We start from the raw sequence: 24,036 nt of genomic DNA on the forward strand, positions 1-24,036 counted from the left end.
ATGTCGAGATAACCTTAGTACACCCATCCGGCACAGGACACGGGGAGGCCCCACGAACACGCACGGACGGCCCCTGGCCAGCCGTACGGCCGCCGGGGAAGCGGGGTTCACGTGATGACGGACCGGGGCCTTCCGGATACCCCCGGGGCGGGCCGGCGAACCGCGAGGAGGACCCGGCGGGAGCCCGCGGCGCCCCGCACCCCGCGGGAGTACCGGGGCGCGCCGGGGCGGGGCGAAAGGTGAGAAACGAAGATAATGGGGCACCCGAGAGCGCCGGCCAGGAAAGCCCCCGGATGCGGCGGACCCCGGCGGACGCCCCACGCCGACGCGCGAAACGCCCCACCCCGGCGCCCCGCCGCGCGCCACTCCTCCAGCGAGCGCGCATCTCATATTTGAGATAATGTGATCCCCATGGGAGACGACTACCTCGTACGTATCGGCCGCCTCATCCGGGATGCCCGCCAGCACCGTGGCTGGACCCAGGCGCAGCTCGCGGACGCCCTGGGAACCAGCCAGAGCGCCGTCAACCGCGTCGAGCGCGGCAACCAGAACATCAGCCTTGAGATGATCGCCCGCATCGGCGAAGCCCTGGACAGCGAGATCGTCTCGCTCGGGTACGCCGGTCCGATGCATCTGCGTGTGGTCGGCGGGCGCCGGCTCTCCGGCTCCATCAACGTCCGGACCAGCAAGAACGCCTGCGTCGCGCTGCTCTGCGCCTCACTGCTCACCTCGGGCCGCACCACGCTGCGGCGGGTGGCCCGGATCGAGGAGGTCTACCGGATCCTGGAGGTGCTCGGCTCCGTCGGCGTCCGCACCCGCTGGATCAACGGCGGCGCCGACCTGGAGATCACCCCGCCCGCCCGGCTGGACCTCGGCGCCATGGACATGGACGCGGCGCGCCGCACGCGCAGCGTCATCATGTTCCTCGGCCCGCTGCTCCACCGCGAGGACCGCTTCCGCCTCCCCTACGCGGGCGGGTGCGACCTCGGCACCCGCACGGTTCAGCCGCACATGACGGCGCTGCGCCCCTTCGGCCTGGAGATCACCGCGACGGAGGGGACGTACCACGCGGAGGTGAACCGCTCGGTCACCCCGGACCGCCCGATCGTGCTGACCGAGCGCGGTGACACCGTCACCGAGAACGCGCTGCTGGCCGCGGCCCGCCACGACGGTGTCACCGTGATCCGCAACGCCAGTTCCAACTACATGGTCCAGGACCTCTGCTTCTTCCTGGAGCGGCTCGGCGTCACCGTCGAGGGCGTCGGCACCACCACCCTCACCGTGCACGGCGTCCCGGACATCAGCTGCGACGTGGACTACGCGCCCTCGGAGGACCCGGTGGAGGCCATGAGCCTGCTCGCCGCCGCACTGGTCACCGAGTCGGAGCTGACGATCCGCCGGGTGCCGGTGGAGTTCCTGGAGATCGAGCTGGCGGTCCTGGAGGAGATGGGCCTGGACCACGAGCGCAGCCCGGAGTACCCGGCGGACAACGGCCGCACCCGGCTGATCGACCTCACGGTGCGCCCGTCGAAGCTGAGCGCCCCCATCGACAAGATCCACCCGATGCCGTTCCCCGGCCTCAACATCGACAACGTCCCCTTCTTCGCGGCCATCGCGGCCTCCGCGCAGGGCTCGACACTGATCCACGACTGGGTCTACGACAACCGCGCCATCTACCTCACCGACCTCAACCGGCTCGGCGCCGACATCAAGATGCTCGACCCGCACCGGCTGCTGGTCGAGGGCCCGACGCGCTGGCGCGCGGCGGAGATGATGTGCCCGCCGGCGCTGCGCCCCGCGGTGGTCGTCCTGCTGGGCATGATGGCCGCCGAGGGCACCTCGGTACTCCGCAACGTCTACGTCATCAACCGCGGTTACGAGGAACTGGCCGAACGCCTGAACTCGGTGGGCGCCCAGATCGAGATCTTCCGCGACATCTGAAGAGCCTCGGAAATGACGCCGCCATACCTCTTCTGACCTGTGCAAACGCGAGGAAGGAGGGGCGTGGCGGCGCCTCTGGGACTTTTCTGGGATGTTCCATCGGAACCGAAGGCGTCCTCGTGTGGGCCATGCGCACCGTGGGGGAAGACGCCGGGCAAGAGTTCCGCCGGTCTTCGCCTCCCCGTCCGGTGAGCGGCGCTCAACCGGTGGGGGATGCCCGCACCTCTTCCGCGTCGTGGAGCGGTGTGTACCTCAGCCCGACCGTTGTCCCGGCCCGCCGCATCTCCGCCCACTCCGAGGGAGGCCAGGACATGAGGCGGATCGCCGCGTAGTGCACGATGAAGCCCAGCCCGATCATCAGATCGCGGACCGGTTTGACCAGCAGATACAGTGCCCGGTGCGACAGCCGCGCACCCCGCAGCTCCCTCCGGTGCAGCCACGTGTTGAGAAGCACCGGCAGCAGCGCCCCGGCAGCGGCCCAGGGCAGGACGGGCACAGCCGCAAGGCACAACAGCGCAACGGCCCAGGAGAGCAGAGCGCGCCACGGCCGAAGGCGGCACTTGTCCCAGAAGGCCGTGCCGTACAGGACCGCGCACCTGGCCATACCCTTGCCCGAGTGCCAGGACTTGCGCAGCAGGGCAACCACACCGACCTCGTCGTGATGCTCCACCAGGAGATCGCGGTGGAACTGCACGGCCCAGCCGTGAAGTTCGGCGCGAACCTGGAAGTCGACGTCCTCGAAGGCGGTCCGTGCGAACAGCGGCAGGGCCAGCCCGATCTCGCGGGCCGCCATCACGTTGACGACGAAGTTGCCGGCAGCGGAGAGAGCCTTCGGGGCGAGGACCGCAGCGGGTACGTCAGCCGCGTCGATCAAGGCCAGCTTCTTCGAGGACCGCGACTCCAGTGCGCGGACCAGCGCCCCGCCCCCGCCGGCTGCGACCGGGTGGCGCGGCCCGAAGAACAGGGCCGTGGGCAGCGGATCCGCGCAGGCTGCCCGTACGGCCGAGAGCCAGCCGGGCTGCGGGACGCAGTCGTCGTCCAGGAACGCCACGAACCGGTGGCCGCGGACTCCGTCGGCGAGGAACTGCCTGCCCTCACCGGCGCGCATGGCGCGCGGGGTGCGCACCACCTCCACCGGCCGGTTCCTGAGCAGGACCTCCAAGGTACGGTCGGCCGCGCCGCCCGGCTCCCCGGTGAACAGCACCACGACCTCCCCCGGACCCGCGCCCTCCGTCCGTAACGCGTCCAGCACACGCGGCAGCGTCGACTCGGGGGCCGTGTTGGTGATGACGGCGATGAGCAACCCGCCATCCGCGGCGCCTCGCGCGCCGCCGCCCTCGCCCGCCGTCACAGACACGCCCCCAATGCGTTGAGCAGGCGGTCGACGACCCGGCCGACACTGTGCTCCGGAGCGTCCAGGACACCCCGCGCGCTCATGGCGCGCAGCCGCTCCTCGTCGAGCAGCAGCCGGACCGCTTCGTCCACGAACCGCTCCTCGACGGCGGAGTCGTCGATGTCCCCCTCCACCAGCACCCCGGTGATTCCCGGCTCGACCCGTTCACGCAGCGCCGCGACCGCGGAGAGGACGGGCACCGTGCCGAGCGCCACGCACTCCAGCGCGCTGACGCAGCACATCTCCTCATAGGTGGTCGGGTACAGCATGACCTCGCTCTCCCGAACGACCCGGGCGTACCGCTCGCGGGCAACCGGCCCATGGTGGACGACGCCGTCCGGGAGGTCCGCGAGCGCGGGCGCCTCGGCCCTGGCCATGTCCGCCGCGCGATCGGTGTCGTAACCCCACAAGGTGTAACCGCCGAGGAGCACCAGCTGTGCCTGTGGCACTCGTTGCCGAATGCGGGGCCAAAGGCGCAGCAGCCGGGCCAGTCCCCGATAGGGCGCCGCCATGTGTACGCACTGGAAACGGCGGCGCTCCGCGGGGTCACCCTTCGGGTCCTCCGGCAGGGCATGGCCCAAGCTGTCGACGTGGTAGCCGTGACGCGGACGCAGCAGGGGCGCGTAGCGATCACGCGCCGCGTACGAGCCGACGAGTGCCAGGTCGCACGCCCCCGCTGCCTCCAGCTCCTCGGTGCCGGGAGTCTTGCGGTCGCCCACGAAAAGCACCCGGAGCGAGCCGGCGGGCGTGGTGAGCAGTGGAGCCGCGTCCCGAAAGCCGATCACGACGTCCGCCCCTGCCGGGCCGCCGTACTGTTCTGCGCCCAGCCACCCCCGTTCCCCCAGGGCGTCTGTACCGGTTCCGTCGAGGACCACCCGCAGCTCGACGCCGCGGGCGCGCAGCTCACGCCACCACAGCACGAGCGTCGCCTCGTTGCCGCCGAGGCCGCGCCCGTCGAGATCGGCAGGGGAGAACCACGGCGTCCGGGGGGCGATCAGGTCAATGCGCATGCCCGGCCTCCTCGGATTCGGTGCGGTGATGGTGCTCTGCGTAGCGCGTCAGGACGTTCAGCGCGTCGTGCCGAGGCAGGCGCACCCCTCGGGCCTGGTAGCGGGCGAACGCCTCGTCCAGCGTGCGGAAGTGCCGCAGCAGCAGCGCGAGCGCGACGACGCCTGTGCGATCGAGGCCGAGGGTGCAGTGGATGAGGGTCTGCGCCGGGCCCGTCTGTAGCGATATCTCACCGACCAGGTCGTCCAGGAGCGCGACGGGCGCCTCTGACTCCCAGTAGGTGAAGGGCCGGTGCAGCACCCTGTCCGGCGAGAGACCGGCCCGCTCGTACAGCTCCGGTCCCGGAAGGGTCCGGGAGAGGCAGAAAACGGTGGTCGGACGGGCAGGCAGCACCCAGGAGGCGCTGTCGCGCCCCGCGACGTATATGCCGGGCACGACGGGCCAGGCCCGGTCAGGGGTGCACGGGTCCCCGTGGGGGTCAGTCGACATACACCGCCTCCGCGTCCGGGGCCGCGAGCGTGATGCCGAGTTCCGCGGGCGCGACAGCTGCGGCGGCCCGAGTCTGCGCCACCCCGATGTCACCCCAGGCGAGCAGGTCCGAGGCGTGATCCACCGAGGTCATCAGCCGCCGCAGCAGGCGGCCCGTCGAGACGTCAGGGGCGCGTTCCAGGAATCGGGTGATCCGCGCCGTCATCCGGACCTGGACGTAAGGCTCCAGATTCGGTTCTTCGACTCGGACGTAGCCAAGGTAGACAGCGTTCCCGATTTCCACCTGACTCTCCTCGACGGACTCGCGGAAGAGCGTCGCCTGGAAATCCTCCCCGAACTCCGGCTTTCCGCCGGGCAGGTTGTGGTATCCCTCGTCGTCCTGGACGAGGACTCGGCCCTCGGCGTCGAAGAGGAATCCGTACACCTGGCGTACCGGCAGGTCGCCGGGGACAGGCGCCGTGATCCACTGGGCTTTCATGGTTCCGCTATCTCCTTTCTGTGAGCTGTTCGATGAGTTCGACGATGCGAGCGGCCGTTTTCCGGTGGTCGCCGTGGGTGTTGTCGACAACCAGGTATCCGTTCCGGCCGACGAGTTCGCGCAGCTCGAATTCGAGCCGCTCCTCGAAGGATTCTTGTGCGGCCGAGAAACGCAGGTCGTCCCGCCTATTGGGGTCCGACGAGCGCAGATAGCGTCGCCGGCGCTCGTCGAGCGGGCACTCCAGATAGACGAACAGGTCGACCTGGCCGGCCAGGCGCCCCGCGAGCTGCTGGGCGGCCCACCTCAACAGGTTTCTGCGGCTTGCGCGATCATAAGCCAGCACCCGGTGGATGTAGCTCTGCTGGAGGAGCACCCCGCCGCGTCCTCGCCCGGCCCGCAGGGCCGGGAACAGGTCCGGGACATAACCGAGATGGTAGACGGTGCTGCGCAGCCACGACGGCATGCGCGGCGCCCGGTAGACCAGATCGAGCAACCGGTCGACGAATCCGCCGGTGAGACAGGTGAGGGAGTCGGTGACCGGGACGGACGCCTCGGACAGCCGGGCGTTGACTTCACGACAGACGGTGGTTTTCCCGGCGAAGTCAAGGCCCTCCACCACCACGGTGATCACCGGACCATCCGTTGCTCGGGGGCCTCGTCCAGGCAGCGCACGACCTCCTGGACGATCTGCTCCGCGGGAGTCCGCGAGGTGTCGAAGGTGAGCACCCGGCGGTGCCGGCGGCCGGCCATGGCCAGGGCGGTCATGAAGTCGTCGTGGAATTTCTCACTGAGTACCGAGAGCCGGTCGACCGAGTTCGCGTCCAGGCGCCGCCGCAGCCGCTCCCGCCGGATGTGCAGCGGGGCGCTGAGGTAGATCGCGAGGTCGAACCCGATGAACATTCCCGGTCTGCCCAGCGCGAGTCTGGCCGGCGGCCACGGACCATTCGCGTATCCGTAGGCGAGGCACCGGTCCACATAGGACTCCTGGATGAGCAGCCCCCGGCGATCCCAGGCCTCCGCGGCTCCGAGCACCCGGTCCAGAACGCACCCCGCGAGATAGCCCATGTTGAGCAGCGCGCTCGTCGGATGGTCCGGCGCTCTGACCGTCTCGAGAGGCCGGGCCAGGGGGTTGCGGCGGGCGAGGAAACCCCGGTGGTGGACGGGGCTACGGCCCTGGGCCCGCAGGGCCTCGGTCAGGAGGGTCGCCAGAGTCGTCTTCCCGGAGAGGTCGAGACCATCAATGAGAACACGCATGGGGATCCTGTCACGTCGGCTTTTCGGCTTGTGGAAGGGCTTCTGCACGGGCGCGCGGAGACGCGCGCACCGGGAGGGACGTCGGTGGACGTACTCCGTGGACGAGTGGCCGGTGGAGCATTTCTCAGGTCGCTCCCCGCGTATGGCCTCCACGACGCAGGCCATTCGACACTCCGCAATCCCACGGCAGGCAGTCCTTCAGCGGCATTTTCAACGGCCGGCCGTTACCCAAGGGATCCGCTCCCTCGCGCCGGAACGGAAACCGGCGGGGACCAATCCGAATGCGGCGGCGCCGAGGCCGTGATCACATCAGGCACGGCGAGATGACCTCACCTCAACCCGGCCAAGTAGTTCTGGAGGGGAGTCGTCAGCGGTCCTCAGGTGCGCTCTTGCCGGGGCCCAGGGACGAATTGCGCTTGGCCATGAAATCCACCTTCGACTGGATTGCCGGAACGGGCATCAGCTTAAGCACCGCCGAGCGGGGTCAGCAATGCCGTTTTCCGTATTCCGCAATCACGCGCGCGAGAGGAGCGGCTCCTTGTACGCTACGGCGCAGTCCGCCAGAAGATTCTTCTGCTCGATTCGGAAACGGGTACCCGACAGGAAGCGGCGGCCCGCTGGAATCGCCTCGCGCTCCTTGTGGAATGCCTGCACAAGGATGGTCAGACCTGAGAAGCGGCAGAACAGGTGACCGCCCGGGGGCCTCTCTGTGTTCCGTCGAACCACCCCTGCCGGGTTCGGGGCGGTTCGGGGTTGCCGGGGTCATGGGCGAGCTGGGCATCTTTCGGGGCCGGGGTTCGTACCCGGTGACGCACTCCTGTGACGATCCCTTCACCGCGCGTCCGATCCGGCGTGCCCACCTCCTCGGTCACCCTCCTCCTCGTAGGCGGCAGCCTGGGTGAGGTAGAGCTCTGCGTAGCGGCCGCCCGCGGCCATCAGCTGGGTGTGCGTGCCCTCTTCGGTGACGCGTCCGCCGTCCAGGACCACGATGTGGTCGGCTCCGCGGACCGTGGAGAAGCGATGGGACACCAGGAGTGTGATCTGGCCTGGGGCCGCCTTCGCCTGCCGCATGAACGCTTCGTAGAGTTCGTGCTCGGCCAGCGGGTCGAGGGCGGCCGTGGGTTCGTCCAGAACGAGCAGCCTGGGGCGCCGGCGCATCAGGGCGCGAGCGAGGGCCAGGCGCTGCCACTGCCCCTGGGAGAGTTCCGTCCCCCCGTATACGGGTCCCAGTTGAGTGTCCAGGCCCTCGGGCAGCCGGGCAATGATCGCTTCGGCCCCTGCCTCGCGCACTGCGCGGGCCACCTCCTCTTGACTGTCCATCGCGTCCGGCTCACCGATCCCGACCGTGTGACGAACCGGCAGCTGAAAGCGGACGAAGTCCTGGAAGGCGCCGGTAAGTCCGCGGCGCCAGGCCTCGATGTCCAGCTCGCCCAGCGGGACACCATCGATGTCGACCCTCCCGGCGGTGGGCGCATACATGCCGCTCAGCAGCTTGACCAAAGTGGTTTTGCCTGCGCCGTTCACGCCGACCACCGCGACGGTGGATCCGGGCCGCAGCGTGAGGTTCACCCCGGAAAGGACCGGCACGGGCGAACCAGGGTAGGTGAAGGAAACGTCACGCATCTGGATCCCGCGCTTCAGCATGGAGGGGATCTGGCAGGTGCCCGTGGACCGCCGCCGGCGGGCGTGGGCCGACAGCCACAGGTAGTGGCCGGTGGCGTGACCGGCCTCGGCGATGCGGGAGAAGCCTGAGGTGGTTGCGTGTATCTGGAAACGCAGTTGCGTTCCCAGAGTGATGACCAGCATGAGATCCCCGAGCGAGGCCCTGCCCTGGGCGACCAGCGAGACGGTGAGGATCAGTGCGGCGATGAATCCGGCGGCGTAGATCACCCAGCCGGAAAGCTGCCAGCCTGTCGCTCTGAGCCGGGCTTTGACGACGGCGGTGACCACGCGTGTGCGGGCGACGTGTGCGGTTTCGTCCAGGACCGAGCCGGCTCCGGCGAGGTAGATTTCCTTGCCTGACTCCGGTGCGAGGACCATGCGGTGGATCCGGTTCTCCAGGCGCTGGTCCTCGGCGGTGGTGTTCCGGGCCCGGGCCAGGCTGCGCTCCGCGAACTTGACCGCCCACAACGAGGGAAGCGCGAGGAGCGCCAAGGCAGCGAGGGCGGGGTGGACGCCGATCAGAAGCCACAGTGACAGCCCGGCGCCCATCACGGCGATACCGGTGTCCGTCAGGGCCCAGCAGGAGCCGGCCAGCGCGCTGGTGTGGCGGCGCAGCAGCTCCAGACGATTGAGATACCCGGGTCGTTCGAGGTGTTCAAGGGTGGGAATCGAAGCGGTGGCGGTAAGGATCTCCCGGTTGACTTCGAGATCGACGCGGTCGGTGAGGTCGTGCTGGTAGTTGTACCGCGTGCGGTTGCCGGCGGCGGCGGTTACGTGGGCAGCCACCCCGATCAGGACGGCAAGTGCCAGGGCACCGAGCGGCCGGCCACCGGAATTCTGCGTCGCATCGACGACCCAGCGCTGGCTGACGCCCGTGGCCGCGACCGCCCCCGCCTGGGCGAGAGAGAGAACGATGATGACGCGTACCACAGCGGGGTCGGCACGCCATGCCAAGGCGAAGGTGTGGCTTGCGGTGCGCAGGGTGCCGGATCCGGTTCTCCGCACGCTCTTCGAGTCCTTGGAGGTCATCGTGGTGCTTTCCTCCCGCCGGCGTACTGCTGGGTTTCGGTGAAACGGGCGGCCTGGAGCTGGAAGAGGCGGGCGTATTCGCTGCCGTTCTCCAGCAGCTCGCGGTGGCTGCCCTGCTCAGTGACCCGTCCTGCATGCAGCATGACGATCCGGTCCGCCTGACGCACCGTGGACAGCCGGTGCGAGATGAGCAGGACGGTCGCTCCGCCGACCTTCGCGACGACCTGACGGAAGAAGTGGGCCTCCGCTTCGACGTCCAGATGGGCAGTCGGCTCGTCCAGGACCAGGAGATCGCGGCCGTGCTCGACGGCGAAGACGGCGCGCGCGATCGCGACTCTCTGCCATTGGCCGCCGGACAGGTCCGTCCCACCGGTGCGATCGGCGCTCAGAACGGTGTCATAGCCGTCGGGGAACTCCCCGGCGAGGGCGTCGATGCCGGCGCGGCGCGCGGCTTCACGGATTCCTTCCCGGTCGTGACGGTGTTCGGGCGCGGAGAGGGATATGTTGTCGGCGAGCGTGAGCGGATAACGGTTGAAGTCCTGGAATACGACCGCGACCCGCCTGCGCCACGCCGCGACTCGCGCCGCGTCCAAGGGCTTTCCATCGATCAGTACCTGTCCGGCAGTTGGTGGACGGAGGCCTGCGAGCACTTTGATCAGCGTGGTTTTGCCGACGCCGTTCTGGCCGACCAGCGCCAAGACCTCACCGGGATGGACGGACAGATCCAAACCGTCGAAGACCGGCTGCCGGCTTCCGGGGTATGCGAAGACGAGCCCTTCGATGCGCAGGGCCGCCGGGGCACCCTCCCCCATGGTGTCCGAAGCCTCATCGGACTGCCGAGGTTCGGCCCTGGCGGACACGGCCGGCACGCGGTAGGCGCTTTCGAGACGTTCCAGTGCCCGGACCGCGCCGAGACCGTATTCGATGTCGAATGCCTCGCGCCCCATTGCCGCGATGTGGAAGAGGCTCCAAGCGGCCACGATCACGGTCATCAGATCGCCGGCGGGAAGGTTACCGCGTGCCGCAGCCAGCCCAGGCAGCAGAAGTGCGGCCCCGGCGGCGACCGCTGCCAGGAGGGATATCCAGCCCTGCTGGCGCAGAATATCCCGGCGTGCCGCCCAGATCGTCTCCGCCCATGCCAGCAGTTCACGCGTGCGGCGCTGGACCACCCACTCCTGCAAACCGAAGAGACGGATCTCTTTGGCTGCTGGTCCGGTCGAGGCGACCTCGCTCCAGTACTCCGCACGGCGCCGCATGCTCTCGCGCTCGTCCCGGACCTCGGCCAGATGAACCCACCAGCGCCGTATGAGCGCCCGGTTGACCAAACAGACCACCAGCAGGAGGACGGCGAGCCACGGGGAGAAGGTCAGGGCGATCACGGTGGCCGATCCCATGGCCCCGAGAAAACGGAAAACCAGCCGGAGCTGGCCGACCGCCGCAGTCCCCGGTGAACGAACCCGGCCCTCCCCCACATCCGAGGCACGAGCGGCATCATCGGCGAAGACCGGATCCTCCAGATGCGCCATGCTCGGCGGCGCCATGGCCAGGCGGCGCACCTGGCGCCGGGTTCGCGCGTCGAGGCGTCCGGCGGTGTAATGCTCAAGGGTCTCGCTCAGCGAGGTGAGGATCTCATCGGCCACCAGCAGAGCGGCCATCGCCGTCAACGGCCACACCACGGCCGAAGCGGTCTCCCGCCCGGTGGCGGCGCCGGTGAGTACGGCCACCAGCCGGCCTGTTGCCACCGCGGTGAGGGCGGGTACCGCGGCCGACCACAGATGGGTCAGGACCAGGAGACCGCCGGCGCGACGGTCGGCGACGGAGAGCCGCAAGAGTTTGATTCGGTCGGTGAGCAGGGGCCTGACGTCGGATATCCGTGAAGAGAAGGAATGGAATTGCATCATCCGATTCTCCGGCGGCCGAGATCCGGCACTTCTCACCTCAAACGGTGGGCGGATTTTTCACCTCAAAGATATCCGTGACGACGGAAGATCCCTTCAAGTGACGGTCTTCGCTGACAGCAGGTCAACGATGGTCGCAACACTCTCGAAATTTCCAAACGCCAGCTCATCGTCCTCGAAAATCACACCGAACCGTTCCTCCAGGCGAAGTGTGAGTTCTACGCTTGCCAGCGAGTCAAGACCCAGAGAATTCAACGACGCACTGTCCGCCATCGTGGGCGCATCGGGCACGAGTACACGCACCACCTCTCGCACGGCGATTGCTATCTCAGATTGATCCACGCAGCCTGTCTCCTCGATGACATTCGGCACCTCGGACGGCCGACGGCCGTTCCGGGCGAAGCGGAGTGACACCCCGGGGTGAGCGCACGTTACACCTGAAGGGAGTCCTTCTGCTTTGCAACAGTGCGGTTCGTTGCGCATATCAGCAAATCGAGAGACAGCCGGTTCCTCAGTCGATCAATGTAGGGTGCGCCGACCGTGGAGCCGGAGGTACCTCCTCCAGGCGCGGCCACGGAGAAACGACCGATCAACGAGTGGAGGCGATGGGTGTGACGGATTGCCGAGAGGTGATGCGATGACTGTCTCGCCATCCACCGAGGGACTTCGCCCCGCTCCCCCTGCCTTCAGCGATCTGGCCGGCCTCCTGGAGTTCGCCGCGCGAGCGCACGCCGCACGGTCCGCGGTCCGTACCACGGACGGGAATTCGCTCACGTGGTCCGAGCTCGGTCTGGCCGGGCGGCGGCTGTCCGGGGCACTCGCCGCCGCCGGCGTCGGACGGGGTGACCGGGTGATCGTGTCCCTGGCGCCCGGTCCCGGGTTCGCTACGGCGCTCCTGGCAGTCCTGCGACTCGGCGCGGTCCTGGTGCCGGCCCGGCACAGTGCCACCGCGTACGAGCTGGAGTGGCTGGTACGGGACGCAGATCCGGCCGTTGCGGTCGCGGACGGCCCGGCAGCCGGGCTGATCGAGCAGACCGGCGTTGCTGTCCTGAGGCCTGCTGATCGGTACGGCGAAGAGACGTCCACCCCCGCGGCAGCACCGATCGAGGGCACCGACCCGGCTCTGCTGCTCTACACCTCAGGTAGCACCGGCCGCCCCAAGGGAATCGTGTGCCCGCATGCTGCGGTGCTGTTCGCCGTGCGAGCCATTGCCGACCGGGTGGATTACCATTCCGACGACATCGTGTGGAACCGGCTCCCGTTTTCGTTCGACTATGGTCTCTACCAGCTGTTCCTGTGCGCGTTGGCCGGTGCTGAACTCGTCGTACCGACAGCGGAACTGTCCGCCCGTGAGCTGGTACAGATCCGTGCCGCACGGGCAACGGTCGTCCCTGTCGTACCCGCGTTGGCCCACACGCTCCTACGACTGGCCCTGCGCGATCCTGAACCGACCCACGTCCGGTTGTTCACCAACACCGGTGCGGCGCTCCGTCCGGCCCGCACCGCGCAACTGCGCACGGCGTTCCCGGGTGCCGGCATCGTCCTGATGTACGGCATGAGCGAGTGCAAGCGCATCACGGTGGCAGCCCCGGACGAGGACTTGATCAGCCCCGGGAGCGTCGGACGCGCTCTGCCCGGCACCCGGCTCTTCATCGTGGACTCCGCGGCGCGGCCGCTGCCGCCAGGTGAGACCGGCGAGATCGTTTCGGCCGGCCCGCATGTGATGGACGGCTATTGGCACGCACCGGTGGAGACCGCGCTGAGGTTCCGGCCCTCACCCGACGGCCAGGGCAAGGCGGTGTTCACCGGGGACCGCGGCAGGCTCGACCACTCGGGCAGGCTGTACTTCCTGGGGCGCGACGACGACATGTTCAAGCATCGCGGGTGGCGGATGAGCAGCACAGAACTGGAAGCCGTCCTCTCGGACATCCCAGGCGTCGAAGCTGCGGCAGCCCTGCCGCCCGAGCCCGAGGGCCGGCTGACCGTGTGGGCGGTGACCGCGCTCACTCCCGGTCAAGTCCTCGACGGAGTGCGGGAGCGACTCGGTCACGAGCGGACCCCGGACCGTTGCATCGTGCTCGGCCGTCTCCCGCTGACCGCTCACGGCAAAGTCGATACATCAGAACTCCGCCGAACGGCTGCGACGCAGTCATGACGGAGCCCTCCACCGAGTCGGGAGTTCCTACGTCGACCAGGCGCCATCTGACACAGATCATCCAGAGCGTCGGCACCCCCGCATACGTCTACGATCTCGGCGTCGTGCGCTCCTCATTCGCAGCTCTCCGGGAGGACCTTCCGGCCGCCTCGGAGCTGTTCTACTCCCTGAAGGCCAACCCTCACCCGCTTGTGGTGGCTCAACTTGCCGATCTGGGCGCACGGGCGGAAGTCAGCTCGACCGGCGAGTTGTCCGTAGCACTGGCGGCAGGCTGCCCCGCGCACGGCGTGCTGTACACCGGACCGGGCAAGACGATGGCAGAACTGGAAGACGCACTCCATCGTGGGGTGCGGCTGTTCTCCGTCGAGTCCGTCACCGATCGGCAGCGTCTGGCCGAAGCCTGCTCGCGAACGGGCAGCACCGCCGACTATCTGATTCGGGTCAACAGCCCGAGGGGCAGCACTGGCGGATCCCTCCGCATGACTGGTCGCCCCAGCGCCTTTGGCGTCGATCACAACGACTCCCAGGCTCTTGACCGGCTGCTGCGACCGCTCGGAGCGGTCCGGCCGGTGGGGATGCACACCTTCTGCGCAACCAACATCGCAGATCCCGTGGCACTGGCGGCCGAGTTCGAGCAGTCCGTTCGTACGATCGCCGCAATTGCCGGGCCTGCCGGATTCACCCCCCAGGTACTCGACCTCGGCGGAGGATTCCCGGCTCCGTTCGCCCGCCCCGGATCATTACCTCGCCACCCCCAGCTCCGCGCGGCCATCGACGCCGCCCTGGACACGGCCTTCCCCGATCAGCGCCGCAACGGCACGCGCGTGCTCTTCGAGTCCGGCCGGGCCCTGACGGCAACGGCCGGAACCCTGCTCACCACCGTTCTGGACGTCAAACTCAGTGGTGATCGCGTCTTTGCCGTGCTGGATGCCGGCGTCAATGTCCTCGGCGGAATGTCGGGACTTGGCCGGCTCAGGTCGCCGAGCGTTGTCCCCATCCCTCTCGGTGAAGGAACACCCGCCTCTGAACTCAGCCCGGCCGGTCCGGTGACTCTGGTCGGCCCGCTGTGCACGCCCCTCGATGTACTCGCTCCGGCCGTTGAAGGTCTGTCCCTCTCCCCAGGTCAGACGCTGGCGATTCCCAACACCGGTGCCTATGGGCCTACCGCGAGTCTTCTGGGATTCCTCAGCCGTACTCCGCCTGCCGAGGTCGTGGTCGACGGCGACCGCATCGTCGCCGCAGGCCGCCTCGGACTGCACACCCAGGAAGTTGTTCTCCGTGGCTGAAACCAGCAGCACACCTCCCCCGACCGGCGTTCCTGCCTCTCTCATGGAGCTGGTCGGTCGCCATGCCCGCGAAGTCGACCGTGATGCGCGCTTCCCCACCGAAAGTATGGCGGCCTTGCGGAGGAACGGCTACCTGGGTTACCTCGTACCTGCGGAATACGGCGGCATGGGCGGCAGCTTGAACGGGCTGGTCAGCGACGCAAAAGATCTCGCCGGTGCCTGCATGTCCACGGCGCTGATCTGGGCGATGCACTGCCAGCAGGTCGACTGCCTGGTTCGGCACGCCGGTCCAGACCTCAAGTCAGAGGTCTTACCGCGCATCGCGTCCGGTGAGATCTACCTTGCATCAGTCACCACCGGCACGGGCGGCGGGCACCTCATGTCCGTCGACGACAGCCTCACCGGTGCGCCTGACGGCAATCTCCTCGCCCTGGGGCGAACCGCCCCCGTGGTTACCGGCGGGGAGTACGCCGATGCATTTCTGGTGACGATGCAAGACGACACCGACCACTCCGGCCACGGAGTTTCTCTAATCTACGCCAGTCGTGCGGACCTGACGATACGCCGGGTCGGCGAGTGGAACCCGCTGGGCATGCGGGCCACCGCCAGCGGAGCGCTGCGTCTGGACGGAACCGTCCGCCGGGACCGGCTGGTCGGACAGCCCGGGCGTTTCCGCGAGGTCTCCCACGACAGCATGATCCCGTTGGGTCACCTGGCCTGGAGCGCATGCTGGCTCGGGGCCGCCCAGAAGGCATTTTCCGGTTTGCTGCACCAGATCGGAAAAACGATTCGGGTGGATCGCGGTTCACCACTGGTTCAGGAGCGCATTGCCCGCATTCGCGTTGATCTGGAATTGGTCAACGCCTACCTGAGGCGGACCTGCGAAGAGATCGAGTCCCAGCGCGATCGGGGTCAGAGCCCCAACAGGCCGGATCTCCACATACACCTCAACACGCTGAAAATAGCCGCATCCGAACTCACCTTTCGCGCGGTCGACCGCATGGTGCAGTTGGCCGGCCTGGCCGTCGGTTACAGCGCGGACGCCCCCATTCCGCTGGAACGCGTTTTCCGCGACCTGCGCTCGGCGGCGCTCAACTACTCCAACGACCGTCTCCTGACCGCGACCGGAATCCTCAGCCTGGCCGACCGCTCCGTGCGCCTGCTGTGAGACGGCCGCACGGTCGGCGAAGGAACACGGGACCCCAACGAAAGGAAGCGCATTCACGATGAGTACCCCCCTCGATGCCGGACCGGCCGGAGTGAGCATGTCTGACAAGATCTGGGAGGTACTGATCACCGTCGCGGCGGCCCGCGCGATTCCCGACGGACGGGAGCGCGTCACACCGCTCCTGGCCGGCCCGGGCTTCGACTTCGAAGCCCTGTTCGGAAGAGCGGCACGTCACCACCTGCTGGCGGCCTTGGCCGACTTCCTCCAGGTCCAAGGCCTGCGCGATGCCGTTCCCCCTCGGCTGCTCAGCCAAGCGGACATCCTCCGCAATGCCGGACAGCATCGCGCGGCGACCTTGACCGAAGAAGCGGCACGCCTCGGCGAGGTCCTCCGCAAGGCGGGTGTTTCCGGAGCCTGGACCAAGGGCGTGGTGGCACACCACACCCTCTACGAACACTCCGGCGCCCGGCTTTTCAACGACATCGACATCATGATTCACCCACAACACCGTAAGACGGCCGACGAGGCACTCACCGCCTCGGGTTACAGCCGCAACTCGCGCTACGATGCCGCCACCCGCACCCTGGCGCCTTTGCCGAAGGCGGAATTGCGGGTATATCAGCTTTCCCCGGATCACCTTCCGCACTACCATCGCCTCGGACCAGACCCTGTGGTCTCGTACATCGCAGTCGATGTGGCCAACAGCTTCACCTGGCACACCAGTTCCTGGCAGGTGCCGATGGAAGAGGCCCTGACGGAACTGCGCCGTGTCGACACCGGATCCGGGCAGCAGCTTCACACCCTCACGCCCACTTACGCCTTCCTGTTCACGTGCCTCCACCTGTTCCGGGAAGGCTGGCTCACTCGCGTCGCCTCCGTCAAGCCACTCACGCTGGCCCAGTTCGGCGATGTGGTCACCGAATGGCATCGGCTTCGCCCCGCCGAGCGCACCGAGGTCCACCACATGATCAAACGGCTCAACTTGACTCAGCCGATGGCCTGGGTAGTTGCGCACACCGATTCCCTCTTCGGATCCGATATCTCCGCGGAACTGGACCTCACATCTGAAGCCACCCAAGAGTGGCTCGCCACCTCCATGCTTCCCGATGGCCCATCAGAAGTTTCGCCGGCCACGATGGAGCATCGCCTGCGCCGCCCACTGGGCCCGTACACAACAGCCGGACTGGATGTGCGTGCTGATTAGCCTCGATCCTGCATGACGGTCAGCGCCATGCAAGAACCGGTCGCCTCGGGCCGGAAAGGCGCCCGGCCCCTTCCGCGACGTCTGAAGATTCTCCGAGATGGATCCGGAAACCCCTCCTGACCCGTACGCGCGGGACGAGAGGGGTTTTCGGGCGTCCCTGGGGCGGGCCGCCGTCATGCTCCGCGTATCCATGCTCGTGTCAGGCCGGTCGCGCAGGGGACGGGACGGCCGATCCCCGCGACGCAACGCTCCCGCGTGACGATCCCGCCCGCCGCGTTTCCCCGAAGGCACGGAACCGGCACCACCTGATTCGAACCCCCATTCACAGCCGAACACCCGTCCCACAACAATCCGTTGAACGCTCGAACATTATCGCGTATCCCGATGAATACGAGGCGTTCTTGCCGTGCCGGCAGACTCCATGGATACGATATTGCGCGCTGTCCGTGACGGCGGTCGGCGGGGTCGGGAATGAGGGCGGGGGACCGTGATTGAGCTGCGAGAACACTCAATCCACGGCGATTTTACCCGAATTCGTGAAGGCGTGTTCACTTCTCGGACTCGCGACATGCGCAAACCGTCCTCCCGCGACCGCCGCACATCGGGTCCACGCAACGGCGAGGGCCCCTCTTCATTCCGTGACCCGGCCGCCGGCGTCCACGCCCGGGGTCACGACGTGCACGGGCGGCGCAAAGCGAGTGCTTCGTTCTCACGACAAGAGACATGTGGAGTGTGGTGCAATGAATCGAACCGGCAGGGATGCGCGCCGGGCGGCCCGGCGGCTTGTGGAGCCGCCGGCGCGCGTCGCGTTATCCGTTCTCCTGCTGGCAGGGGGCGCCGTGGGAGTCACGGCCGGACCCGCTGCCGCTGCGGCCACCGACGGGACGCTGACGGTCGAGGTGCTGCGCGACTTCTTCGGCACCGGAGTGGTCAACGCGGCGATGGACGTCCCGCAGCGGGGCATGAGGGTCAAGGTCTCCGACCCCGCCGGGCACAGTGTCACCGGCGTCACGGATGTCACCGGAAAGGTCGTGACGCCGGGGTCGACGGAGCTGAGCGGCGGCCGGTACCGCGTCGACGTCAGCATCCCGGCGCCGTACAGCGACCATCTCCGGGCGGCGCCCGCGTCGACACAGGAGAACCACTTCGACAGCTTCACGTCGTTCGTGGACGTGTCGGACGGCAAGGACGCCTCGGTGGTGACCGGGGTGTGGAACCCGGCTGACTACACACTGCCGGACTCGCGGTACTTCGTCCCGGTCCACAACGGCCCGGGCGCGACCGACGACCGGGCGCTGGTGGCGTTCGGGACGGAGGCCCGGGGTACGTGCCCCACCGACGTGGCGTGCCCGGCCACGCTGGCCACACAGGATCAGGTCGGCACGACGTTCGGGCTGGCGTACGACACGGACCGGACCCGGCTGTTCCAGGGCGCGTTCGCCCGCCGGTACGCCCCGTACGGGCCCCAGGGCGGGGACGCGATCTACACCGTGCCCGTCGACGGCTCCGGTACGCCGCGCCTCTTCGCACGGGTGCCGGACGCCGCGGTGACGCCGCACGACACCGCCAACATCATCAAGGATGCCGGGTTCACCGACGTGCCGGGCAAGGAGAGCATCGGTGGCCTCGCCCTGTCGGAGGACGGCTCCACGCTGTACGCGGTGAATCTGCGGACCCGCGCCCTGGTGAGCTTCGACGCGACCGGGGCCACGGCCGCGGCGCCCAAGGCGACGGTCCCCATCCCGGACCCGGGGTGCGCGAGCCCCGGCGACTGGCGGCCGTTCGGTCTCCAGGCCCACGACGGCACCCTGTACGTCGGCGGCGTGTGCAGCGCCGAGAGCACGCAACAGCGCTCGGACCTGAAGGCCGTCGTCGCCACCTACGACGGCGAGCGGTTCAGCACGGTGCTGAGCCACCCGCTCACGTACGAACGCGGCACCGTCTACGGTTCCGGCGACAAGGCCACCCACTGGAACCCGTGGAACACCGGCCTCGACTCGTGGGACGACCGCAGGTCGGGCAACGTCTACATCGACCCGCAACCGGAGCTGGCCTCCCTCGCCTTCGCCCGCGACGGCTCGATGATCCTGGGATTCCGCGACCGGTTCATGGACGTGCTCAGCTGGGGAGGGCTGGACCCCCGCCCGGGAAACGACACACCGCAGAGCGGCATGTCGGGTGGTGACATCACCATGGTCTGCGCGACTCCCACCGGTGAGTACCAGTGGGAGGGCACGGGGAGCTGCCCCAACCACGCCACCCCCGCCAACAACGGGGGCCAGCCCGCCGATGTCGTCGAGTACTTCCCGGGTGACTTCTACGCCAACGCGCACAAGGAGACCGCGCTGGGGTCGGTGGCCTACATCCCGCAGCAGCAGTGGGTCGTCAGCACGGAGTTCGACCCGGTCGTCGACGTCGCGACGTCCGGCACCGGGTACTTCGACATCGCGACCGGCGAGGGCCCGGGCAACAACCCGAAGGCCAACGGGTACCAGTTCGTCAGCCGGGACCAGGGCGGATTCGGCAAAGCCGGCGGGCTCGGTGACATCGCGTACGCGGCGGCGAACGCGCCGGTCCAGATCGGCAACGTCGTGTGGTTCGACGGCGATCACAACGGGATCCAGGACCCGGGCCACGTGCTGCTGCCGGGGGCGACGGTCAGCCTGCTGGACGCGGACGGTGCACAGGTCGCCACGACCAGGACCGATGCCGCCGGCGAGTACTACTTCGGTGGCGTCGGCGCCGCTTATGAGCTCACGCCGGGCGCGAAGTACACGGTGGAGTTCGACGTGTGCACCGCGGACACCGGCCAGGTGCCCGGGCAGCCCCCGGCGAGCGAACTGAGGTTCACGCTCCCGCGAGCCGGCGCCGACCGTGCGCACGACTCCGACGTGACGCCGCCGACGACCGGGCCGTTGTGCAACGGGCAGGCGCCCGTCACGGCACCGGACAAGCCGGGCGGGGTCGATCACACGATCGACGCCGGGGTGTACATCCCGGAGGAGACCCCGGCCCCGACACCCACACCCACACCCACACCCACGACCTCGGCACCTACGCCCACACCGACACCGACCGACCCCTCGTCACCGGCTCCCACGCCCACACCCACCTCGACCCCGACGCTCACACCGACCTCGACCCCGACCCCCACGCCCACGCAGTCCGCGTCCTCCGCACCGCCACCGCCCGCGCCGGAGCCGCCCGCGGCCTCCCCGCCGCCACCGGCCGTGCCGCCCGCCAACCCCCACGCCCCGGCCGGTGGTGGCGGAGGTTCGCTGGCGAACACCGGTACGTCCGGGCCGGCGGAGATGCTCGGCGCCGCCGGTCTGCTGGTGGGCGCGGGTCTGGTGATCGCGTACGTGACCCGGAATCGCCGCACCCGGCACCACTGAACGAACCGCAGCGCGGTGATCCGCCCGTCCTGACCGGAAGGCCATGATCCGGGCGGCGCGGACGGGCGGAGCACGTCCCGGCCGGTCCACGAGGGCCGGCCGGGACGTGCTCCGTCACCGGACCGCCGAGTGCCGCCGCGAGCCCGCGGCGGCCGGAGGGCAAGGTGTTCGACAGGATGAATCGGAGAGTGCCGGTGCCGAACCGGGTGCGGGGCGTGAGAAGCCGGAAAGCCCCACCAGGACATCCGGCCGGCCGGCGCCGCCGGTCACGGCCGGGCCGGGCCGCGGCCGTCCTGGGTATCGCGGCCGCCGTGGTGGCCGCGTTCCTGATCGCCGACGGCGACTCGGGCGCCGACGGTCCGCGCCCGCTCACGACGGAGGAGACGAACCGGCTGGCGATCACACGCTTCCGCAACCACCAGGCGCGGGGCCGCTCGGTGACCATCACCGTCCCGGGCACCGACGGTGGGCTGACCGTCACCGCGTCCGTCGACTACCGGCGCGGAAACGGCTACGGCGTGGTGCACGGCACCGGGCGTGCCCGGGCCGGCGACGGGCTGATCCGGTGGACGCCCACGACGGTGTACCTCCACCCGATGGCGGACGCCCCGGCGCACGCGCCCACGGCACCGCCCCGTTCCGGCTGGTACGACCGTCCGCTGCTGTCGTCCGGCAGCGCGCTGGACACCTCCCTGTCCATCGCGCTCGGTCTCGGCGGCGACCGGCCGGACAACGCCGCGCTGCTGCCGCAGAACGGCGCCGCCTGGTGGGGGCGGGACCGTGTGGGCGGGCATCAGGTCGACGTCATGACCGGACCGTCCTCGCCGGACCGCTCCGGTACCGCGGGCAACGTGCGCTACTGGGTCGGCTCCGACGGCACCATGTACCGGGTGCGTGTCCAGGTGGGCTCGGAGCCGGAGCCGGTAGTCATCGACTTCGACACCCACCCCTACGTGCCGGCCGGGCCGGTACCCGGAACCACCCCGGGCCGGTGACCGCCGCTCAGGACGTCCGCACCCGCGCGTGCGCCGCGAGCAGGGACACGGGTGGCAGCCGGGCGTCCGCCGTCTCGGGCAGCGCCGGGACGGCCGGGACGACGGTGGCGCCCGCGGTGGCGGCGCGGGGGAACTGCGGCTGCGGGGCGGGCGCCGCGACCTCGGTGAACGGGATGCCACCGGGTGGCGCCGGCGCCGCCCACCGGCCGGACGGGGAGGTCGCCCCGTCCGCCACCGGGCAGGCCGCGGTCGTCGCGAGCCGGGCGGGCACCGTGGTCCGCAGATCGTTGCCCCGGAGGCAGTTGCCCCGTCCTCCCGTGGCGGTGGGAAACGTCCATCCGACGTCGATCCCGTTGCCGGTGAACGTGTTGTCCACGATCCGGTTGCCGACCGGGGGCATGTCGGCAGTCGCCGTGATCACCAGCCCGGCGTTGCGGTTGCCGGCGATGCGATTGCGGAGGAACAGGTTCCCGCTGCCGCCGTCGATGCCGGCGCCGATGCCCCAGCCGCCGTCCGCCTGCTCCGGGGTGGCCGTCCGCTGGTTGCCCGCGATGAGGTTGCCCGCGATCACGGAACCCTTCTGCGGGACCAGTTTCTCCTGGTGGTCGGAGTTGGTGGTGAGCCCGACCCGGTTGCCGACCAGGCGGTTGCCGACCACGTACATGTCCTCACTGGCGTTGGTGCCCTCGTAACCGACCGCGTTGAGTTCGGCGACGTTGTCCCGCACCACGACGCCGCAGGGCTTGCACTGGCCGACATAGATTCCCGAGTCGGCGCCGCCCGACGCGTAGGAGTGCTCGACGACTCCGTTCCGGGCGGAGAACACGTAGATGCCGTACAACCCGTTCCGGGTGGCGGTCACATGGGAGACAAGGAACGACGTGAGGAAGGTGACGGGCTCGTCGCCGGTGTCGTAGCCACCGCTTCCCCCCGGCAGGCCGGCGGCCGCCTTCGCCGAACCGGTGACCAGGACCCCGTTGTGCGTGTTGTTCTCCACGGTCAGGTTCTCCACGGCCACCCCGGGCGCCGAGACGACGACGCCGTTCGGCTGCCGCAACCGCCCGTCGATGACCACCTTGTCCCGGGACAGGCCGCGGAGCGTGATGCGCTCCGTGTCGATCCTCACCGACTCGTGGTACACACCCGGCGCGACCAGCACCAGGTCACCGGGGTGGGCCAAGGACACCGCGTCCGAGATGGTCGGGGCGTCGGCGGGCACCCGGATCGTCGCCCGCTCACCGGCCGGACGCCGGCCGGTGTCCGACCCGCCGTCACCGCCGCAGCCTGCCACCAGGGTCAGCGTGCCCACCACCGCCGCCAGCACGCGAAGAACTGATCGATCCATGGGCCCACTCTGGCAGGGCGCCCGGACCCGTGCTGAAATCACGGGATTTACCACCACGCACCCTGCGGATATGGCACTCTGCCCCCCATGCGCCGAGCCGACCGCCACCCGTCCCGCCGCGCGTTCCTCGATGTCACCGGCGCCATGATGACCGCCGGCCTGGCCGCCGGGTGCACGCCGGACTCCGCGCGGCCCGGCCGGCACGGCCCTCCCCCTCCCGACCCGGGTTCCGCGCCCGCGCCGGTTCCGGCGACGGGCCGCCATCAGGCAGGTATCACGCTCCCCCAGCCGGCCCAGCCCCATCTGCTCGCCGTGGTGGCCGACCTCCGTGCCGGCGTGGCGCCCGGCCCGTTACTGGCCGGACTCGGCGAAGCCGTCCGCGCCCTCACGGCCGGCAGCGACGCCCGGCTCCTGGGCCTGCCGGCGGGCGATCTCACCGTGACCATCGGCGTGGGCCCCCGGCTGGTGCGCATGGCCGGTGGCTCACTGCCCGGTGCGGCGGACCTCCCACGCTTCTCCCGTGAGCGGATCGCCCCGCGAGCACGCGGCGGTGACCTGCTGATGCAGATCTGCGCCGGCGACGCGCTGCTCCTGCCGGTCGTCGCCGCCGCGCTCCTGGACCACGCCGGTGACCGCTTACGGGAACGCTGGCGCCAGTCCGCACGCCGCGGCGCGAACGTGCCCGTGGGCGACGGCCTGACGGCGCCCCGCAACGCGCTCGGTTTCCTCGACGGCGTCGTGGGCCCGCACACCGACGCCGAACAGCGACGCGACCTGTGGCTGGCCGGGCCCCCGGCGGTCGCCGGCGGCACCCTTGCCGTACTGCGGCGGATGGAACTCGACCTGCCGCGGTTCGCCGCGCTGTCCGTGGCCGAACAGGAGGCGGTCTTCGGCCGGCGCCGGGCCAGTGGCGTCCCGCTCTCCGGTGGCACCGCCGCCTCGGGCCCGGAACTCGGCGCCAAGACACCGGACGGGCGTTACCTCGTCCCCGCGGACGCCCACGTGCGCAGAGCGCATTCCGCCGTCGTCGGGGTCGGCCTCATGCTCCGCCGCTCCTACAACACCGACCAGCCCGCCCCCGGCCTGCTCTTCATCAGCTTCCAGAACGACCTGCGGACCTTCACCGCCACCCTCGCCCACATGGACGCCTCCGACGCGCTGCTGCCGTTCACCACCACGACCGCCGGCGCGACCTTCCTGATCCTTCCCGGCTTCGGCCGGCGGCGTCCGCTCGGTTCCCAGCTGTTCGGCTGAAGGCTCCCGGAAGGCGGGCCGGAGCGCCGTCCTCGCTCCTGGACCTCCTGGCCTCTATCTCCTGGAACTCCCGGATCTCCTG

General features: G+C 69.4%; 18 protein-coding genes. 8 read left to right on the forward strand and 10 right to left on the reverse strand.

What is annotated here, in order from left to right:
• The first annotated feature begins 411 nt into the window (after positions 1 to 411).
• The gene (locus tag HCK00_RS11195; protein WP_168101698.1) at positions 412 to 1,941 is read left to right on the forward strand and encodes a helix-turn-helix domain-containing protein; all 1,530 of its coding nucleotides are present in this window, start codon (positions 412 to 414) and stop codon (positions 1,939 to 1,941) included.
• Between the two features lie 199 nt (positions 1,942 to 2,140).
• On the opposite strand, the gene HCK00_RS11200 is transcribed toward HCK00_RS11195, so the two are convergent.
• From HCK00_RS11200 to HCK00_RS28455, 9 genes are all read right to left on the reverse strand, one after another.
• Complete coding sequence (locus HCK00_RS11200) at positions 2,141 to 3,298, reverse strand: glycosyltransferase family 2 protein (protein WP_168101699.1); 1,158 nt, start codon at positions 3,296 to 3,298, stop codon at positions 2,141 to 2,143.
• A complete protein-coding gene (locus tag HCK00_RS11205) occupies positions 3,289 to 4,344 on the reverse strand; it encodes a glycosyltransferase (protein ID WP_168101700.1) in 1,056 nt (351 codons plus the stop codon). The genes HCK00_RS11200 and HCK00_RS11205 overlap by 10 nt, the downstream gene beginning before the upstream one ends.
• Entirely contained in the window at positions 4,334 to 4,831 is a 498-nt protein-coding gene (locus tag HCK00_RS11210) for a protein-tyrosine phosphatase family protein (protein ID WP_168101701.1), read from the reverse strand. Before HCK00_RS11210 ends, HCK00_RS11205 begins: the two co-directional genes overlap by 11 nt.
• Positions 4,821 to 5,309, reverse strand: a complete 489-nt coding sequence (locus HCK00_RS11215; protein ID WP_168101702.1) for an NUDIX domain-containing protein — start codon at positions 5,307 to 5,309, stop codon at positions 4,821 to 4,823. Before HCK00_RS11215 ends, HCK00_RS11210 begins: the two co-directional genes overlap by 11 nt.
• 7 nt (positions 5,310 to 5,316) lie before the next feature.
• Positions 5,317 to 5,940 (reverse strand): hypothetical protein, encoded by a 624-nt coding sequence (locus HCK00_RS11220; protein ID WP_168101703.1) that lies wholly within the window; start codon positions 5,938 to 5,940, stop codon positions 5,317 to 5,319.
• The gene (locus HCK00_RS11225; protein ID WP_168101704.1) at positions 5,937 to 6,563 is read right to left on the reverse strand and encodes a hypothetical protein; all 627 of its coding nucleotides are present in this window, start codon (positions 6,561 to 6,563) and stop codon (positions 5,937 to 5,939) included. The genes HCK00_RS11220 and HCK00_RS11225 overlap by 4 nt, the downstream gene beginning before the upstream one ends.
• Positions 6,564 to 7,394: 831 nt before the next feature.
• On the reverse strand, positions 7,395 to 9,254 hold the full coding sequence (locus tag HCK00_RS11230; protein ID WP_168101705.1) for an ABC transporter ATP-binding protein: 1,860 nt from the start codon (positions 9,252 to 9,254) through the stop codon (positions 7,395 to 7,397).
• On the reverse strand, positions 9,251 to 11,155 hold the full coding sequence (locus HCK00_RS11235; RefSeq protein WP_168101706.1) for an ATP-binding cassette domain-containing protein: 1,905 nt from the start codon (positions 11,153 to 11,155) through the stop codon (positions 9,251 to 9,253). The genes HCK00_RS11230 and HCK00_RS11235 overlap by 4 nt, the downstream gene beginning before the upstream one ends.
• A gap of 93 nt (positions 11,156 to 11,248) precedes the next feature.
• On the reverse strand, positions 11,249 to 11,494 hold the full coding sequence (locus tag HCK00_RS28455) for an acyl carrier protein (protein WP_168101707.1): 246 nt from the start codon (positions 11,492 to 11,494) through the stop codon (positions 11,249 to 11,251).
• Between the two features lie 295 nt (positions 11,495 to 11,789).
• On the opposite strand from HCK00_RS28455, the gene HCK00_RS11245 reads away from it, so the two are divergent.
• The 6 genes from HCK00_RS11245 to HCK00_RS11270 all read left to right on the forward strand — a co-directional run bounded on the left by HCK00_RS11245 (position 11,790) and on the right by HCK00_RS11270 (position 21,355).
• Entirely contained in the window at positions 11,790 to 13,307 is a 1,518-nt protein-coding gene (locus HCK00_RS11245; RefSeq protein ID WP_168101708.1) for a class I adenylate-forming enzyme family protein, read from the forward strand.
• A complete protein-coding gene (locus tag HCK00_RS11250) occupies positions 13,304 to 14,593 on the forward strand; it encodes a type III PLP-dependent enzyme domain-containing protein (RefSeq protein ID WP_168101709.1) in 1,290 nt (429 codons plus the stop codon). Before HCK00_RS11245 ends, HCK00_RS11250 begins: the two co-directional genes overlap by 4 nt.
• A complete protein-coding gene (locus HCK00_RS11255; protein ID WP_311765261.1) occupies positions 14,586 to 15,761 on the forward strand; it encodes an acyl-CoA dehydrogenase family protein in 1,176 nt (391 codons plus the stop codon). The genes HCK00_RS11250 and HCK00_RS11255 overlap by 8 nt, the downstream gene beginning before the upstream one ends.
• A gap of 97 nt (positions 15,762 to 15,858) precedes the next feature.
• Complete coding sequence (locus HCK00_RS11260) at positions 15,859 to 16,965, forward strand: nucleotidyltransferase family protein (protein WP_168101710.1); 1,107 nt, start codon at positions 15,859 to 15,861, stop codon at positions 16,963 to 16,965.
• An 839-nt stretch (positions 16,966 to 17,804) separates the two neighbouring features.
• Positions 17,805 to 20,360, forward strand: coding sequence for an SdrD B-like domain-containing protein (locus HCK00_RS11265; RefSeq protein ID WP_311765262.1), 2,556 nt, complete (start codon positions 17,805 to 17,807; stop codon positions 20,358 to 20,360).
• 314 nt (positions 20,361 to 20,674) lie between these two features.
• The gene (locus HCK00_RS11270) at positions 20,675 to 21,355 is read left to right on the forward strand and encodes a hypothetical protein (protein ID WP_168101898.1); all 681 of its coding nucleotides are present in this window, start codon (positions 20,675 to 20,677) and stop codon (positions 21,353 to 21,355) included.
• 7 nt (positions 21,356 to 21,362) lie between these two features.
• Here the strand turns inward: HCK00_RS11270 and HCK00_RS11275 are convergent, their stop codons facing one another.
• Positions 21,363 to 22,700: a right-handed parallel beta-helix repeat-containing protein gene (locus HCK00_RS11275; RefSeq protein WP_206320218.1), complete on the reverse strand. Its 1,338-nt coding sequence runs from the start codon at positions 22,698 to 22,700 to the stop codon at positions 21,363 to 21,365.
• Between the two features lie 87 nt (positions 22,701 to 22,787).
• On the opposite strand from HCK00_RS11275, the gene HCK00_RS11280 reads away from it, so the two are divergent.
• Positions 22,788 to 23,954 carry a Dyp-type peroxidase gene (locus tag HCK00_RS11280; protein WP_168101712.1) on the forward strand — a complete coding sequence of 389 codons (1,167 nt, stop codon included), beginning with the start codon at positions 22,788 to 22,790 and terminating at the stop codon, positions 23,952 to 23,954.
• The last annotated feature ends 82 nt before the right edge of the window (positions 23,955 to 24,036 follow it).

Source organism: Streptomyces zingiberis (genome assembly GCF_012034935.1).
Taxonomy (GTDB): domain Bacteria; phylum Actinomycetota; class Actinomycetes; order Streptomycetales; family Streptomycetaceae; genus Streptomyces; species Streptomyces zingiberis.

Bases quoted from the DNA above. Each gene is read 5' to 3' on its own strand.
- HCK00_RS11275 (WP_206320218.1), bottom strand. From the start codon at position 22,700: ATGGATCGATCAGTTCTTCGCGTGCTGGCGGCGGTGGTGGGCACGCTG.
- HCK00_RS11230 (WP_168101705.1), bottom strand. From the start codon at position 9,254: ATGACCTCCAAGGACTCGAAGAGCGTGCGGAGAACCGGATCCGGCACC.
- HCK00_RS11195 (WP_168101698.1), top strand. From the start codon at position 412: ATGGGAGACGACTACCTCGTACGTATCGGCCGCCTCATCCGGGATGCC.
- HCK00_RS11245 (WP_168101708.1), top strand. From the start codon at position 11,790: ATGACTGTCTCGCCATCCACCGAGGGACTTCGCCCCGCTCCCCCTGCC.
- HCK00_RS11225 (WP_168101704.1), bottom strand. From the start codon at position 6,563: ATGCGTGTTCTCATTGATGGTCTCGACCTCTCCGGGAAGACGACTCTG.
- HCK00_RS11205 (WP_168101700.1), bottom strand. From the start codon at position 4,344: ATGCGCATTGACCTGATCGCCCCCCGGACGCCGTGGTTCTCCCCTGCC.
- HCK00_RS11280 (WP_168101712.1), top strand. From the start codon at position 22,788: ATGCGCCGAGCCGACCGCCACCCGTCCCGCCGCGCGTTCCTCGATGTC.
- HCK00_RS11250 (WP_168101709.1), top strand. From the start codon at position 13,304: ATGACGGAGCCCTCCACCGAGTCGGGAGTTCCTACGTCGACCAGGCGC.
- HCK00_RS11215 (WP_168101702.1), bottom strand. From the start codon at position 5,309: ATGAAAGCCCAGTGGATCACGGCGCCTGTCCCCGGCGACCTGCCGGTA.
- HCK00_RS11235 (WP_168101706.1), bottom strand. From the start codon at position 11,155: ATGATGCAATTCCATTCCTTCTCTTCACGGATATCCGACGTCAGGCCC.
- HCK00_RS11260 (WP_168101710.1), top strand. From the start codon at position 15,859: ATGTCTGACAAGATCTGGGAGGTACTGATCACCGTCGCGGCGGCCCGC.
- HCK00_RS11210 (WP_168101701.1), bottom strand. From the start codon at position 4,831: ATGTCGACTGACCCCCACGGGGACCCGTGCACCCCTGACCGGGCCTGG.